This window comes from Pseudomonas sp. NPDC079086 (assembly GCF_044542155.1).
Taxonomy (GTDB): Bacteria; Pseudomonadota; Gammaproteobacteria; order Pseudomonadales; family Pseudomonadaceae; genus Aquipseudomonas.
In genome coordinates, this window is record NZ_JBITTY010000002.1 from 602948 (window position 1) to 617807 (window position 14860).

At 60.6% G+C, this 14860-nt stretch carries 15 protein-coding genes; 6 read left to right on the forward strand and 9 right to left on the reverse strand.

The genetic code is table 11. The annotated features are described in order from the left end of the window. Positions 1-63 precede the first annotated feature (63 nt). The 6 genes from ACIGEK_RS12310 to rnd form a co-directional block, all read right to left on the reverse strand. The gene (locus ACIGEK_RS12310; RefSeq protein ID WP_397493588.1) at positions 64-948 is read right to left on the reverse strand and encodes a LysR substrate-binding domain-containing protein; all 885 of its coding nucleotides are present in this window, start codon (positions 946-948) and stop codon (positions 64-66) included. Positions 949-998: 50 nt separating this feature from the next. Further along, positions 999-2225: a hypothetical protein gene (locus tag ACIGEK_RS12315; protein WP_397493589.1), complete on the reverse strand. Its 1227-nt coding sequence runs from the start codon at positions 2223-2225 to the stop codon at positions 999-1001. A gap of 64 nt (positions 2226-2289) precedes the next feature. Next, a complete protein-coding gene (locus ACIGEK_RS12320) occupies positions 2290-2739 on the reverse strand; it encodes a YcgN family cysteine cluster protein (RefSeq protein ID WP_397493590.1) in 450 nt (149 codons plus the stop codon). A gap of 92 nt (positions 2740-2831) precedes the next feature. Continuing rightward, positions 2832-3764, reverse strand: coding sequence for a D-2-hydroxyacid dehydrogenase (locus ACIGEK_RS12325; protein ID WP_397494011.1), 933 nt, complete (start codon positions 3762-3764; stop codon positions 2832-2834). Between the two features lie 29 nt (positions 3765-3793). Beyond that, the gene (locus ACIGEK_RS12330; protein WP_090253148.1) at positions 3794-4087 is read right to left on the reverse strand and encodes a YcgL domain-containing protein; all 294 of its coding nucleotides are present in this window, start codon (positions 4085-4087) and stop codon (positions 3794-3796) included. After that, positions 4084-5217: a ribonuclease D gene (gene rnd, locus ACIGEK_RS12335; RefSeq protein WP_397493591.1), complete on the reverse strand. Its 1134-nt coding sequence runs from the start codon at positions 5215-5217 to the stop codon at positions 4084-4086. The genes ACIGEK_RS12330 and rnd overlap by 4 nt, the downstream gene beginning before the upstream one ends. Positions 5218-5358: 141 nt before the next feature. Between rnd and ACIGEK_RS12340 the strand changes: the two genes are divergently transcribed. After that, the gene (locus ACIGEK_RS12340) at positions 5359-6420 is read left to right on the forward strand and encodes an SMP-30/gluconolactonase/LRE family protein (RefSeq protein ID WP_397493592.1); all 1062 of its coding nucleotides are present in this window, start codon (positions 5359-5361) and stop codon (positions 6418-6420) included. A 191-nt stretch (positions 6421-6611) separates the two neighbouring features. Further along, complete coding sequence (locus ACIGEK_RS12345) at positions 6612-7439, forward strand: HDOD domain-containing protein (RefSeq protein ID WP_397493593.1); 828 nt, start codon at positions 6612-6614, stop codon at positions 7437-7439. A gap of 41 nt (positions 7440-7480) precedes the next feature. Here the strand turns inward: ACIGEK_RS12345 and ACIGEK_RS12350 are convergent, their stop codons facing one another. Further along, on the reverse strand, positions 7481-8158 hold the full coding sequence (locus ACIGEK_RS12350; protein ID WP_397493594.1) for a spermidine synthase: 678 nt from the start codon (positions 8156-8158) through the stop codon (positions 7481-7483). A 162-nt stretch (positions 8159-8320) separates the two neighbouring features. Between ACIGEK_RS12350 and ACIGEK_RS12355 the strand changes: the two genes are divergently transcribed. The 4 genes from ACIGEK_RS12355 (at position 8321) to ACIGEK_RS12370 (ending at position 11994) form a co-directional block, all read left to right on the forward strand. Beyond that, entirely contained in the window at positions 8321-9175 is an 855-nt protein-coding gene (locus ACIGEK_RS12355) for a sulfurtransferase (RefSeq protein WP_397493595.1), read from the forward strand. 236 nt (positions 9176-9411) lie between these two features. Further along, a complete protein-coding gene (locus ACIGEK_RS12360) occupies positions 9412-9891 on the forward strand; it encodes a hypothetical protein (RefSeq protein WP_397493596.1) in 480 nt (159 codons plus the stop codon). 164 nt (positions 9892-10055) lie between these two features. Further along, the gene (locus ACIGEK_RS12365; RefSeq protein WP_397493597.1) at positions 10056-11306 is read left to right on the forward strand and encodes an OmpP1/FadL family transporter; all 1251 of its coding nucleotides are present in this window, start codon (positions 10056-10058) and stop codon (positions 11304-11306) included. A 70-nt stretch (positions 11307-11376) separates the two neighbouring features. Next, a complete protein-coding gene (locus tag ACIGEK_RS12370) occupies positions 11377-11994 on the forward strand; it encodes a response regulator (RefSeq protein WP_397493598.1) in 618 nt (205 codons plus the stop codon). Here the strand turns inward: ACIGEK_RS12370 and ACIGEK_RS12375 are convergent. Both ACIGEK_RS12375 and ACIGEK_RS12380 read right to left on the reverse strand, forming a co-directional pair. Continuing rightward, the gene (locus ACIGEK_RS12375; protein WP_397493599.1) at positions 11963-13741 is read right to left on the reverse strand and encodes a hybrid sensor histidine kinase/response regulator; all 1779 of its coding nucleotides are present in this window, start codon (positions 13739-13741) and stop codon (positions 11963-11965) included. The genes ACIGEK_RS12370 and ACIGEK_RS12375 overlap by 32 nt on opposite strands. A 3-nt stretch (positions 13742-13744) precedes the next feature. Further along, positions 13745-14815, reverse strand: a complete 1071-nt coding sequence (locus tag ACIGEK_RS12380; RefSeq protein ID WP_397493600.1) for a lipase secretion chaperone — start codon at positions 14813-14815, stop codon at positions 13745-13747. Positions 14816-14860 lie beyond the last annotated feature (45 nt).

Here is a 14860-nt window from a genome sequence, read left to right on the forward strand (position 1 = left end):
AGTACGCGGCGCGTTGACCGAGGTTCCAACGACGATAATTACGGAATAGCTGAATTCAATTCATTATTCAGCCAGGTGATAACCCAGCCAATCTAAGAAATCAGCCACCGCTGGTTTCTCCAGACGGATGCGCTCGCAGACCAACGCATACTGCCCAAGCGCCGCCACGCTGGCATTGAACGGTCGCACCAGACGGCCGCTGGCCAAGTCTTCGGCAGCGGTGAGGTTGTCACCCATGGCCACGCCTTGCCCTTGCGCCGCGGCTTCCAGCGCTAGACCGGCATGACCAAGATAAAGATGACGCGCCGGCTGAATGTCGCCGGCATGGGTGGTCAGCCAGGCGGTCCAGGTTTTGCCATCCTGATCATCGTGCAGCAGACCATGCCGGGCCAGGTCACGCGGATGCTTGAGCCCACCTTGGTTGAACAGACTGGGGCTGCACACCGGAAAGAACTGTAGGGTCGGCAGCGGCCGCACGAAGTAGGCACTAGCATCCTCTGGGCCGGTGCCGTAGGTGATCGCCAAGTCGATATCCGGGCTCGGCAAGCAGGCCTCAAGCGGCTGCTCGTGCAGATGCAGGGTGATCTGCGGATAGCGGTCGCTGAAATCGGCCAGACGACTGACCAGCCACTTCTGCGCCAGCTCGGGCGTTACCGCAATACGCAGCACCGCCTGCGAGCCGGGATCTCGCAACTCGTCGCAGGCCTCGCCAATCAGCTCGAAAGCCTGCTGCAAACGCTGCAGCAAACGCCGCGCAGCAGGCGTTGGTACAACCTGACGCCCTTCGCGGGCAAACAACGGCGTGCCGAGTTGTTCTTCCAACTGACGAATCTGGTGGCTGACCGCGCTGTCGGTGACGCACAGCTCAGCCGCCGCTCGACCAAAATGGGCGTGCCGAGCAGCGCACTCAAAAGTGCGCAAGGCGGTAAGCGAAGGTAGGCGGCGCATGCGGCACTCCAGATCAGCAACTGCGCCGCATGCTTACTCAGGGCGTGGGGCTAGCGCAACAGCTTGTTGTCCAGCACATCGGAGGCGCCGCCCATGACGTTCTCGCTGATTTCGATAAAGTCTTTGGTGCTCGCCTTGTCTAGACGCATCAGGCCACGGGTCACGTCATCCAATGAGCGCGGCTGAGTGCTGCCCTTGGTGGCCTGGCGAATTTCCCGGTCCAGCTCCTGCAGCAATAGAACAGCGCGGGCGGTTACCGGACCTTTGGAGTTATCCGTGCGTAGGCTCTTAACCGGCTTGCTCCAGCTAATCATCTGCTCACGAATTTTCTGGTAACGCTCCTCGCTTATGCCACCGGCGCGGCGCATCAGTTCGATGGCGTAGTACTCGGCCATGCCTTCAGTGATCCAATCACTGCGATCACGGGCGCGGATCCGGCTGAATACATGCACCAGTTCATGCACCAGGGAACTGGTGCCGTTCTCACTGACCAGCGGACGATTGCTGTGCATGTAATAGGAATTGGTTGCCGACAGGCCGCCGCGCCACATCGGATCACCGGCGCCCACAATCAGCAGTTTGGCTGGGTCACGCGGGAATACTGCCTGCACTTGCGGCCAGACGAAGGTCAGCAGGGTCATCACGTCCATACGACGCATGCCTTCACCCACTGGCGCAGCAATTGCCACATCTGTTTGGCCTAGCTGAGCGCGGCGGGTGCCTACTTTACCGGCGACAACCCAGCCAGTTGGGCGATCAAATTTGCGCAGGGGATTATCGATACGAAACTTGTTCTTGCCGATACGCGGCCAGCCAGTTTCAACACTTTTCCAGCCCTTGGGCAGGTCAAATTGCAGCCGCGAAATCAGTTGGGTTTTGTCTTCTTGGCGCAGCTTTACTGCCGGCACCAGATCATCGCCACGCAGCAGGGCCCAGTCCTTGGTAATCCGTGCATCAAAGCGGCCAGGACTGCGCTCATGGTTGATCCGCACGCGGTAGGTCAGGCTCGACTTACCCTTACCGGGTTGCCAGGTACCCTGTGCAGGACTGTCTTGGGTCCATTGGCCATCGGCCTTGAAGTCACTGTAGACGCCCTCTTCGCCCAAGTTGAAGGCCAGGCTGATCACCGGCGCGCCGTCTGCCAAGGTCAGGCTGACTTCGGCCTGCTCCGCGTCTGGCAAGAAACGTACGCGATAATCCAGGTCGACCTTCTTCGCCCACAGCGGCGTGCTCAGGCTCAGCAGCACAACGGATAACAACAAACGGCGGATCAACATGGCAAGGCTCCACAAGGCCAGTCATTGGCCTGGACGAGTTTAGGCAGCTTTACAGAGGCGTGGTTCAGCCGGCGCGGAAGATCATGTGATCTTCCCACTCATCCTCGGCCACGCTGTTTTCGCTCAGCATGCGCCCGGCCTGGGAGATCCGCTGTTTATGCACCTGTTCAGGGTCGCCGCACACTAGGTGATGCCAGAGCAACAGATCTTTGCCCTCGCTAACCAGGCGATACGCGCAGGTGGGCGGCAGCCACTGGAATTGGTCGGCCTGAGCTGGAGTGAGCTGGATACAGTCGGCGACAAATTTGCGCCGGTTACTGTAGTCAGTACAACGACAGGTGTTGAGGTCCAGCAGTTTGCAGGCGATGCGCGTGTAATAGACGCTGCCATCATCCTCGTCTTCTAGCTTTTGCAGGCAGCACAGGCCGCAGCCATCGCACAGCGATTCCCACTCGTCCTGATCCAGCTGTTCGAGGGTTTTGCGTTTCCAGAACGGTTCTACTTTGGCGGCCATGGCGAGGGTACAGTGTGCGGCGAAAAGGCCGGCAGTCTAGCGGCTAGGCCAGCGGCGGCCAAGGGCGACGAGCCGAATGGTGCTGCGTGCATTCAATAACCGCGAACGAAATCCACCAGCCCACGCAGTTCGCCACCGGCACGCCAGCGCGTCAGATTATCGACAAACAGCTGCACCAGCAGGTATGGATCAGTCGGCGCCGAGCTATGGCCGGTAAGCTGCAAGCGTGGCGCGTCCCAGAAGGGATGGCCCGCAGGTAACGGTTCTTCACGGCACACATCAATCACTGCAGCGGCCAATTGCCCCTGTAGCAGCGCATTCACCAGCGCCTGATCAACCACCGCCACACCGCGCCCGGCGTTGATAAACAGCGTGCTGGGCTTGCAGACAGCGAACAGCGCTGCGTCATAGACATCACGGGTAGACGGAGTATTCGGCAGCAGATTGATCAGATAATCGGCATCGCCCACCAGGCGCGGCAGGTCAGCGAGCCCCGCCACCTCAGTAAACGGCGGCAAATGCCGTGGACTACTGGCAACCCCATACAACTCAAGGCCAAAAGGCGCGAGAAACTGTGCCACGCTCAAGCCGATATCGCCCGTGCCGACGATCAGCGCCTTGCGCCCCCTCAAGCTCTGCGGCAAACGGTTATCCCAATGCTGCTCCACCTGCGCGGCCAAACGCGCAAACAACTGCCGCTCATGGGATAGCAGGTGACACAGCACATACTCAGCCATCACCTGGCCGAAGATGCCGACTGCACGGGTCAGCGGGTAAGTCGTCGGCAAATCATTGGCCAGCAGCGGCGTAATACCGGCCCAAGTCGATTGCAGCCACTGAGGTTGCATACCCTCACGCAGCAAGGGTGCAAGCAAGTCCGGCTGGCCTAGCCAGAGCGGACACTGTGCAGCGTACTCGGCTAACTCGTCACGACGGTCGCTGCCGCACAGTTCAAGCTCAGGTGCCTGCTCACGCAGTAATTCGGCGTACAGCGCGTGGTCGGTTTCCGCAATCAACACACGCAGTGGGGCATTCGCAGTGGCGGACATGGCGATTACATCGGGTCGTTACGGCGCAGCAACTCATCGGGAAGATGCTCGATATATTCATCTTCTGGTGGTGGCATCTGCAGGTGATAGCCCTGCTCATCGAGGTTGGCCAGCACCTTGTGGATGTCTTCGCGAGCGAGAACACGCTCAGGCGTCAGTACCATCTCAAAGGCCAGAGCCGGCGGGCCAAAAGCCAGCAGTAAATTCTCCGGCACGCGTTTGAGTCCATCGCTGCGTAGCACGTAGAGGTACATCTCGTTCTTACGCGGGCTTTTGTAGATTGAGCAAATACGTTTCACGCGGACTCTCCGGTTGCAGCCAGGCAATCAAGCAGCGCCTGGCCCATCAATTCACGCCGCCAGCCGCGCAGCGACTCCGGCAACTGGTAAGGCCCGTTTGGATAGCCGGTTTTCAGCAGGGCTTCGAGAGTTTTCTTGCGCAGCATCAGTTCGGGAGCGATGTTCAAACGCTCGCCTTCCTGTTGACCTATGGCGCGCAGCTTTTTCAGCAAGGACGCAGCGTCCAGCGGTAGTGGCTCGGGCAATGCCTCGGGCCAATCCTCAGCCGGGCTAGCCGCCGCCTGCTTGATCAGTTGCAGAATAAACTCACCGTCCTGGCGCACGGTTTTCGGGTGCATGTCCTCGATCCGCGCCAGCGCAACCAGATTATCCGGCTGGGTGCGCGCCAGTGGCCACAACGAGTGCTCACGGAGAATACGGTTGCGCGGCTGGTTGCGTTTACGCGCCTGACCTTCACGCCATGTGCACAGCGCTTTCAGCACCGCCAACTGTTGCCGCGACAGTTTCCAGGCCAGCTTGGCTTCGCGGTAGGCCAGTTGCGGATCGACTTCGCGGCAAAGATTGCTGACCAGCTCGGCGCCGTCTTCCAGCACCCAGGCGTACTTCTCGGCCGATAGCTGCGCCTTTAACTGCGTATACACCTCGGCCAGGTGGAGCACGTCTTCGGCTGCATAGCTGACTTGGGTGGCCGACAACGGCCGCTGCAACCAATCAGAGCGGGTCTCACCTTTGGGCAGTTCGATGTTCAATACCGCCTGTACCAGACGCGAATAGCCCATGGAGAATCCCAGGTTGAGGTATCCAGCGGCCAGTTGGGTGTCGAACAACGGCGTGGGCAGACTGCCAGTCAGACGCAGAAACACTTCCAGGTCTTCGCTGCAGGCATGCAGCACCTTGACCAACGCCGGGTCTTGCAGCAACTCGGTAAAGGGCGCCCAGTCGCTGATCAGCAGCGGATCGATAAGGTACGCCCGCTCGCCCTCGCTAACCTGCAACAGGCCGGCGATCGGGTAAAAGGTGTCGACCCGCATAAATTCGGTATCGACCGCCACAAACGCCAGCGTACGCCAGGTTGCACAATGCTGTGCCAGGCTGGCGTCATCGCCAATCCACTGAATATCAATCGCCACGCGGCTCTCCCCTGAAGAATGCCGCGCAGTATATATCGCCCCGCCCGATAGCCGGGCATTCACAATGCGCGACAGGCCGCAGACGCGCTATTCTGCGCCCGTTTGCATTGAGAACCACCTTCAGTACAGGGAATAAAAACAATGAAGAAACTGCTTGGCCTGCTTGTGGCCTTAATTGCCGCTGTGGCGATCTACCTCGGCGTCACCCCCAGCCCGATTGATCCGCTGGCCTGGGACGCCCCCAAAATTCCGCCAATGACTGGCGTACTGGAGCCCAACGACACCCTGATGAAGGCCGAACTGCTCGGCCGCGGCCAGGTGCATGGCCCAGAAGACACTGCCGTGGACGCCCAGGGCCAGGTCTACAGCGGCCTGCATGACGGTCGCATCGTGCGTATCAAGGCTGATGGCAGCGTGGAAAATTTCGCAGACACCAAAGGCCGCCCGCTGGGCATGGACTTTGACGCCACCGGCAACCTGATCGTCGCAGATGCCTACAAGGGATTGCTGAGCATCGACACTCACGGCCAGATCAAGGTACTGAGCACTGAAGCCGAAGGCGTACCCTTCAAATTCAGCGACGATCTCGACATCGCCCGCGACGGCATCATCTATTTCAGCGATGCCAGCCAGCGTTTCGAACAACCGGACTACCTGCTCGACCTGCTCGAAGCCCGCCCCCATGGCCGCCTGCTCAGCTACAACCCGACCACCGGTGAGACCAAGGTACTACTCAAGGACCTGTACTTCGCCAACGGCGTGGCGCTGTCGGCCAATGAGGAATTCGTGCTGGTCAACGAAACCTATCGCTACCGCATCACCCGTTACTGGCTGAGCGGCGACAAGGCCGGTACACACGATATCTTCATCGACAATCTGCCCGGCCTGCCGGACAACCTGCAGGGCGACCGCAACGGCACCTTCTGGGTGGCCCTGCCGAGCCCACGCAAGGCCGACGCTGACTTCCTGCACCGTTATCCATGGCTGAAAACGCAGATGGCCAAGCTGCCGCGCGCTTTTTGGCCCAAGGCCGTGCCCTACGGTTTTGCCATTGCCCTCAACGAGCAAGGGGAAATCACCCAGAGCCTGCACGATACCAGCGGCACCCACCTGCGCATGATCACCTCGGTCAAGCCGGTGGGCGACTACCTGTACTTCGGCAGCCTGGATAACGACCGCATCGGTAAGCTGAAAATCCGCTAAACCACCGCTACTTGCCGCAGGCTAGAGCTGCTGCGGCCCCGCCACACGCTGAAACAGCGTCATACCTGCCGCTTCTCAACACTTGCAAGCAGGTTTCTCCTGACCCAGATCAAGAGAAATCTGCACGGCCCATTTGCACCGGCAAATCGCTGCTATCGTCATTGTTCCCACCTTCTCCGCAGGCTTTTGTCATGGATATAAACGACCTGTTTTCCGAAATTAACAGCTTGCCGTCCATTCCTCGTGTCGCCCAGGACCTGATCCAGCAGTTCGACAACCCGCACACCAGCCTGGACAGCGTCGCGCGCAATATCGCACTCGACCCAGTAATTGCCGCCAAAGTGCTGCGCTTGGCCAACTCCGCCCGGTTTCGCGGTGCGCGTGAATCCGCCAGTGTTGAAGATGCAGCCATGCGTCTGGGGTTCAACACCCTGCGCACGCTGGTACTGGCCTCAGCCGTGACCGGCGCTTTCCAGGCGCCGCCAGGGTTTGATCTAAAGGGATTCTGGGCACACAGTTTTCAGGTCGCCAGCATCAGCCGGCTGCTGGCGAAGAACCGCGGCGTTGCCGTGGAAACCGCGTTTACCTGCGGGATGATGCACAACATTGGCGAGTTGCTGATCCAGACCGGCGTGCCCGAACTGGCTGAGCGCCTCAACCAGAACGGCAAAGATATAGGTGCTGCGCAGCGCGTGGCTCTGGAAACCCTGCAACTGGGCTTCGGCTTCCCCGAAGTAGGCGCGGAACTGGCGCGACGCTGGCAGCTGCCCGAGCTGATCCAGCAGGCCATTGCCTACCAGAGCCGACCGTACCAAGCCCCTGTCGACATGCCACTGCCTCGGGTGCTGGCTCAAGCGGTATCGATTGCCGAAGCACTGCGTGAGTTCTCTGGCGACATGCCCAAAGCGGTGGAAAGCTTACAAGGGCCGCTATTTGAAGGGCTGGATGTGAGCAGCCTGCTGGATGAACTGCCGGCGATTCTGGATGCTGATAAAGGCTTTGCCGAGCTGCTGGGCTGAGGTGGTACCACTGAGGGCATACCAGCGCTCAGTGGTGACTGCTACTTGCTAGCAATCCAGATGGTATGTCGCGTGCCCTTGTTGCCATGGGCATAGACCTGTACTTCTTCCACCTTGAAACCCGCCTTGCGCACCTTGTCGCTGAATACCCGGTCGGCACTCGCCGACCACACCGCCAACACGCCCTTGGGACGCAGTGCCTGATAGCAGCGCTGCAGGCCCTGGGCCGAATACAGCCAGCTATTACGCTTTTGGGTCAGCCCTTCTGGGCCGTTATCGACGTCCAGCATGATCGCGTCATAACGCTGATCGGCGTTTTTCAGACAATTAGCCACATCGTCCTGAATCACCCGCGTACGCGGATCAAGAATCGGGTAACCGGCCTTGGCGCCCAGCGGGCCACGGTTCCACTCCACCACGCCAGGCACCAACTCGGCCACTTCCACCTCGGCAGTCTTGCCCAGGTTCTGCAACGCCGCAGCCAGGGTAAAACCCATGCCCAGGCCACCGATCAGCACCCGCGAATCCGGTCGCCCGGCGACCTTCTTACAAGGAATCGCCGCCAACGCATCTTCGGAGCCATGCATGCGCGTGTTCATCAGCTGACCGCCATCGCCGCCGGCAATTTTGATCACAAAGTCCTCGCCATACTCGAACAGGCACAGTGCGCCAGAGCCATCAGGAATCGGGGCGGTATCAAGTAAGACAAAGCGCTTCATGGGGCGTGGCAACCTAGGTCAAAGCAAAACGGGCAGGCAGCATGCACATAAAAAGGTCACGATGCAGCGTCTATTGATAGAAATTCTTCTGCACAGGCCATCTAGACCACTAAAGCCCAAGGTTATGATGCGTGCAGCCCTTTTGCCCACAGGATGACTGGCATGCCCCTCGCCCAACTGATCAGCGCTGCACAATTGCAACAGCGCCTTGCCGAGCCCGACCTACTGATTCTCGATTGCCGCTTTGCTCTGGAAGATCTGGCCTACGGCCAGCGTAGCTATACCGAAGGGCATATCCCCGGTGCGCAGTTTGCTGATCTGGAGCGCGACCTGTCCGGGCCGATCCATAAAGGCATCACCGGTCGCCACCCTTTGCCAGAGCCCGCACAACTGCTGCAACGCCTGCGCGAATGGGGCCTGAATACACACAGCGAAGTGGTGCTGTATGACGACGGCCCCGGCGCCTTTGCTGCGCGGGCTTGGTGGCTGCTGGCCTGGCTGGGCAAACGTGACGGTGTGTACCTGCTCGACGGCGGCCTCAAGGCCTGGCGCGAAGCCAGTGGGGCATTGAACCAAGACCTACCCACGCCCGCTCCTGGCACATTCAACGGCAGCGCCGACGCCAGCCTGCGGGTCAGCGCCGATCAGCTGCAACAGCGCCTCGGTGATAGCCAGCTAACCCTGCTTGATGCCCGCGGTCTGCCACGCTTCAAGGGTGAAGTGGAACCGATCGACCCGGTCGCCGGACATATTCCCGGCGCGCAGTGTGCGGCGTTCACTGACAACCTCGACAGCGACGGCCACTTTCTCAGCCCGCAGCAGTTGCGTCAGCGCTTTGCCGCGCAACTCGGTGAGCGTCCGGCCAATGAGCTGGTCGCCTACTGCGGCTCAGGCGTGACCGCCTGCCATAACCTGTTCGCCCTGTGCCTGGCCGGCTACCCATTGGCGCCGTTGTATGCCGGCTCCTGGAGCGAGTGGATCACTGACCCAACCCGACCTGTGGCCACGGGTAACTGATTACAGCTCAGGCAGGCTGGCAGTGCGGGTATTGCCAGCCGGCCATGGCTAAGCACCAACTGGAATATAGGCAATAACCGAAAGCCGAAAACAATTTAAAAACAGCCCTTTACAGTAGAAAGGTCGCACTACACTTCAACATGAGCGGCTAACCCCGCTCCCGGTGGGGCCTTTATCAGAATAAGTCGAAGCTGCCAGCGCCCCGGCCCCATCGGTCACCTTTCGCCGAGGCCTGTATGGGAATTGCCGCCTGCGAGTTAAGCCAGTACGTCATCCGCCCTACCCTGCTCTATTTGGGCCGCCACTCCAACGCCGCCGAAGCCTTGTTGCTTGGAGCCGCCGCCAGCCAATCGGGGCTCGGCTCTGCCCTCGATGACAAACACGGCCATGGCCTTTACCGCATCGCCGCCTTACGCCATCAACAGCTCTGGGATCAGCATCTGGCGCTGGACCCGGATCTCGCCAGCCAGGTGCGCGGCCTCGCCAGCCAGCATGCCTTCCTTGCCGCACCGCATCTGGAACTGACCGTCAATCTGCGCTACGCCACAGCGATTGCCTGGATGCTGATCGAAGCCGAGCACCGCGAGCTGCCAGCCGCCGACGACCTGCTCGGCATGGCACAGGTCTGGCGCCGGGTATTCAAACCCCACGGCCGCACCAAAGACTTTATCGCTGCCTGGCAACGCTGCATTGGCAGCCTCAGCCAGGTGGCCTGACGCCCGGTTGAACAGCCTGCATTGTCCGACAACATCAGCGCAATTAGCAGAAAATAGCGCCGTATTAAAGACATAAAACCGCTCTATCTCGGGAACTTCACAGGCTTGGCAAGGGTCATGAAAAGTTGTTAGTTTCCGCCCCCGCTCAAACCTAGGAGTCCTCCGTGACTAGAAGAGTCGTCAAGACCTGCCTGTCCCTTGCCCTTGCCTCTGCCGCCAGCCATGGTTTTGCCAGTGGTTTTGCCATCAACGAACAAAGCGTTAGCAACATGGGCACCGCCTTCGCCGGCCGTTCCTCCTCAGCCGATGACGCCAGTACCGTATTCGGCAACCCGGCCGGCATGGCGCGTATCAAACGTGAACAAGTCAGCGGTGGCATTGCGCTGATCCACGCAAAAACCGATATCGACAACGCCAGCGGCTCTGCCAGCGGCAGTAATGACGGCGATATGGTGCCGTTTATCGGTGCTCCCATGGGTTATTACGTCAAACCACTGGACGATAACTGGAGCTTCGGCCTCGGTCTGTATGTGCCGTTTGGCCTGGTGACCGATTACGAGCGCAACTTCCAGGGCCGCTACCACGGCGACCGCAGCGAAGTGCGGGTGATTACCCTGCAACCGACCCTGAGTTACCGCTTTAACGAACACCTATCGATAGGTTTCGGGCCGACCATCAACCGCATCGACGGCGAGTTGACCTCAGCCATCAACAACCCGATTCCTGGTGCGGGTGACGGCAAGGTCGAAATCAAGGGCGACGACACAGCATTGGGCTACAACCTTGGCGTGCTGTTTGAAGTCACGCCACAAACCCGCTTCGGCCTGACCTACCACTCCAAAGTGGATTACCGCCTGAAGGGCGACACTACGGTGTCCGGCCCGGGCTTTGTCATCGGGTCTTCAGCCGGTACATACGACGCCTCGCTGGAACTGACCACCCCAGAGTCGGTGGATTTCTCCGTCACCCACAAACTGAATGCCGACTGGACCCTTTACGCCGGTAGCACCTGGACGCGCTGGAGCCGCCTGGAAGAAATTCGCGCAGACAACAAAGGCGTCGGCGGCTTACTGGCGGGCAACCTCAGCAGCATCAGCGAGCCACAGAACTGGCACGACACCTGGGCTCACGCGGTAGGCGCCGCATACAAGTTGAACCGCCAGTGGACCCTGCGCACAGGCATGGCCGTGGACCAGTCACCGACTAACAACACCGACCGCTCACCACGTATCCCCACTGGCGATCGTACGATCCTCAGCCTGGGCACAGCTTGGAGCCCAAATGATGATGTGACCATCGACCTGGCCTATTCCTACCTGATGGAAGACGATGCGCGCATCGAGCGGGACGACTACAGCGCCACCTATAAAAACACGGCCCACGGCCTGGGCGCACAAGTGACGTACCGCTTCTAAATCAACCAGCGGTTTGGGTTACACTCGCGCGGCGCCCACAAAAATAATAACGCCGCCTGAGACAGCCCTTATGACTGCACTCTGCACTGCCTTGCCCGAACAGCTCAGCCTGTTACTGGTGGATGACCACCGGATCTTTCTCGACGGCCTCAGCCTGGCCCTCGCCCCGCTCTGCGCCGATCTGCAGATTCACACCGCTGAATCCGCTGCTGCCGCCGAAGCCTGCTTGCAACACGCCAGCTTCGACCTGATTCTCCTCGACCTGCGCCTGCCCGACATGCCGGGCCTGGAGCTGCTGCAGCGCTGGCAACAACAGGGGCACATGACGCCCGTGGCAATCCTTAGTGCCAGCGATTCAAACCTGGATGCCCAGGCCGCGGTGGCCGCAGGCGCACTGGGGTTTATCTCGAAAAGTGCCAATAGTGATGAACTGCGCCAAGCAGTAACCCGCGTACTGTTGGGTGAAACCCTCCCCGCACCGCAGGCTGGCGACAAACCGCAGCTCACGCCACGGCAGATGGAAATTCTCCAGTTGCTCGCCGAAGGATTGCCGAACAAGTCCATCAGCCGCCAGCTGGGGGTCTCCGAAGACACGGTGAAAACCCATCTGAAATCATTGTTTCAGGAGTTCGCGGTGCACACCCGAACAGCCTGCGTCAGTGCGGCGCGGCAGCGGGGCTGGCTTTGAAGTCCGCGGGCATCAGCACCGCTAAGGTTTGACGCAAACGAGCCGGAAGAAGCGGCTTACCGAGCAACGTGACATGAGCGCGGGTGCAACGCTCCTGTAAGTCCGCGCTAACGTCGGCGGTAATCAGCAAGGCCGGCAGCATACGCCCAGCTTCTTCACGTAACCGCTCGATGGCTCGCAAGCCGTCTTCGGTAGCCGCCAGCCGATAATCGCTGATCAACACCTGAGGCCGCGCTTGCGGCAAGCATTGCAAGGCATCTGCCAGATCAGTACACGCCCAGACCTCGCAACCCCAACGCTGCAATAAACCGGATAACGCCTCGCGCCCTGCGGCATCGTCTTCCAGCAGTAACACCCTTCCGCTCAAGGCCGCAGCAACGGCTGCCGGTGCTTGCCACTCGCCGGCTTCAGCCAGCGATAGATGCAGGATAAAACGTGCGCCCGCACCTGGGCTTGAATCCAGCTGCAGCGGGTGCCCAAGCAACTGCGCCAGTTGCTGGACGATGGCTAAGCCCAGGCCCAGACCGCGCTCGGCATTGCGTCCGGGGTTATCCAGCTGGCGGAACTCTTCGAAGACCTGACCCTGCTCTTCTTCGCTCAGGCCTTGGCCGTCGTCACCGACCTCAAGCTGCACCACGCCCTGTTCGACACGGGCATGCAACCAGACATGCCGCGCCTGGGCATGGCGCAAGGCATTACTGAGCAGGTTGCGCAGCACGCGCTCCAGCAACAGCGGGTCACTGCGCACCCAGAGGTCCGCGCATTGCAGCTGCAGCTCGACACCTTGGGCCTCGGCTTCGGCGCGGCTTTCTCCGCTCAAGCGCGCCAGCAAGGGGCGCAAGGCAAATACCTGCGGCTTGGCCTGCACCCCACCGGGCAGGGTCAGGCGGGTGTAGTCGAATAGTGACTGCAACAGCCGGCTGAGCTGCTCCACGGCAATCGCCAGGCGGCTGCTGATGCGGTGCACGCTGGGGTCCTGGTTCTGCTCCAGCAGATGCTGGGCATACAGGCCCATGGCGTTCAGCGGTTGGCGCAGATCATGGCTGGCGGCGGCCAGCAGGCGTAACTTACGCGCATCGTCAGTTTCGGCACGCTGCCGCGCCAGATCGAGCAAGCGCAGGTTGAGCCAGGCGCCGCGTTGGCCGTGCTCCTGCAGGTAGGCACCGACACTGCCGATCAGATTGGCGCAAAAAAGAAACAGGCCCTGATAACCCAACGCCACGCTGCCACCCGTGGCGATCACCCCCAGCCATAGAAACAACCCGCACACACCCCAGGACGCCAGACTGACGGCGCGGAACGACACGCCCAGCAGCACATAACCAAATAGCAGCACCAGAAACAGCCCGTCATAAGGCATGGCCACGCCCAGGCTCCAGCACAGATGAATGATTACTGCGACGCAAACACCGTTCAGAGCATAAGCAGCCACATAGACCAGCAAGGCGCGGCGCGGCGGACTCTGGGGGCGGCGGCAATAGAAGAAGGACAGCAGCGCACCGACTATGCCCAATAGTCGCACTGGCAAGGTCGCAAGGCTGGCATTGAGGGGCAGCAACAACAGATCGAGGGCGGCGTAGACCAGTTGGAAGATCACCGCAGTACTGATTATCAGCAGGAGACGGCGGCGAATGCGCTGCACCCGATGCTCAACAAACTCATCTTCCAGCACGCCAGTAAAACGCAGCCGGCGGTAACCGCGGCGCTGCTGGGCCAGTAGCAGCGCTTCCTGACGCTCCAGGCTCATGGTTTACAACTCGGCTGGAGCGCTGTCCTGCTGTTTGGCGGCAATGGCGTCATAGGTTTCCACCCGGTGCTGATCTTCGGCGCTGAATAGGCGCTGGCGCAAACGCTGCTGCTCCTGCTGCTGATCCGCAGCACTGAGGCCATTGCCCTGTAGTGCGGCAAGCTCCTGCTGGTAGGCGGCATAGCGTTGTTGCCAGGCGCGCTCGTTGCGTTGCTCACTGAGCAGGCGTTCGACCGTGGGCGGATCATAGGTCAAGGCAAGGACCTGGCGCACCTGCTCTTCGCTGCCCCCCTCCTGCCAGAGCTTGTCTGTCTGAATCTGCAATGCCTGCGCCTGGGCCTGACGCTCTTCACTCGCCCGCATGGCTTCAGGGAGTTGAGCGCGTAGGCGCTCCTGCGCCAGGGCTTTGCCGTGCTCGCTGAGGTCATCACGGGCCATCAGAGCCAGGTTATCCAGGGTGTAACGACCGTAGGCCTCCTCAGCGCCGAACAGCGCTTCGGTTGCCGCGTTGGAGAAGTGCGTCCGGCGCAGCTGCGCCAGTTGCTCGAAGGCTCGTTGCAAGGCAACCAGCTGGCCATCCGGGGTGCTTTGCTGAGCGCCGCTCAAGGGTTGCTGCAGCAGCGCCAGGCTGGCGCGTTTGTAATCCATATAGTCGCCCAGCAGGCCGATAAATTGACCCAAAGCCGGCTCAGACAAACGTCCGCGTGCATCGGCCAGCATCACCTCGACCACGGTTTCCAGCCCGGCCTGATCGGCGGCACTGAGGAAGTAATCCAGATAATCGCGCAGCGCCAGATTCAGTTGCAGATTGCCGGCGCTGTCCGCCTTCAGCTCACCATCCACTTCGGTGCCCTGCAAACCTGGCAGGCTTTCCGGTGTTCTAGCAGCTGAGAGGTCTGGTTTGGCGGTTTGCAGCAAAGGACTGGGGGCAACGGAGAGAGGCGCAGCAGCGACAGCAGGAACGTTAGGCGCGACGGGAAGAGCCGCGGCTGGCCACTGCCAGTAAAGCGTAAGGCCGGCAACGCTGCCGGCCAGTACCAAGAGAGGAACAGTTGAGCGCAACGACAGAGCCATATGGCCTCCAGAATGCGGGCTGCATGGCGCAGCCCGCCGGGATGA

Excerpts from the sequence above, each read along its gene's own strand:
- ACIGEK_RS12370 (WP_397493598.1), top strand. The coding sequence starts at position 11,377 with ATGACTGCACTCTGCACTGCCTTGCCCGAACAGCTCAGCCTGTTACTG.
- ACIGEK_RS12320 (WP_397493590.1), bottom strand. The coding sequence starts at position 2,739 with ATGGCCGCCAAAGTAGAACCGTTCTGGAAACGCAAAACCCTCGAACAG.
- ACIGEK_RS12375 (WP_397493599.1), bottom strand. The coding sequence starts at position 13,741 with ATGAGCCTGGAGCGTCAGGAAGCGCTGCTACTGGCCCAGCAGCGCCGC.
- ACIGEK_RS12345 (WP_397493593.1), top strand. The coding sequence starts at position 6,612 with ATGGATATAAACGACCTGTTTTCCGAAATTAACAGCTTGCCGTCCATT.
- ACIGEK_RS12340 (WP_397493592.1), top strand. The coding sequence starts at position 5,359 with ATGAAGAAACTGCTTGGCCTGCTTGTGGCCTTAATTGCCGCTGTGGCG.
- ACIGEK_RS12315 (WP_397493589.1), bottom strand. The coding sequence starts at position 2,225 with ATGTTGATCCGCCGTTTGTTGTTATCCGTTGTGCTGCTGAGCCTGAGC.
- ACIGEK_RS12355 (WP_397493595.1), top strand. The coding sequence starts at position 8,321 with ATGCCCCTCGCCCAACTGATCAGCGCTGCACAATTGCAACAGCGCCTT.
- ACIGEK_RS12350 (WP_397493594.1), bottom strand. The coding sequence starts at position 8,158 with ATGAAGCGCTTTGTCTTACTTGATACCGCCCCGATTCCTGATGGCTCT.
- ACIGEK_RS12360 (WP_397493596.1), top strand. The coding sequence starts at position 9,412 with ATGGGAATTGCCGCCTGCGAGTTAAGCCAGTACGTCATCCGCCCTACC.
- ACIGEK_RS12380 (WP_397493600.1), bottom strand. The coding sequence starts at position 14,815 with ATGGCTCTGTCGTTGCGCTCAACTGTTCCTCTCTTGGTACTGGCCGGC.
- ACIGEK_RS12310 (WP_397493588.1), bottom strand. The coding sequence starts at position 948 with ATGCGCCGCCTACCTTCGCTTACCGCCTTGCGCACTTTTGAGTGCGCT.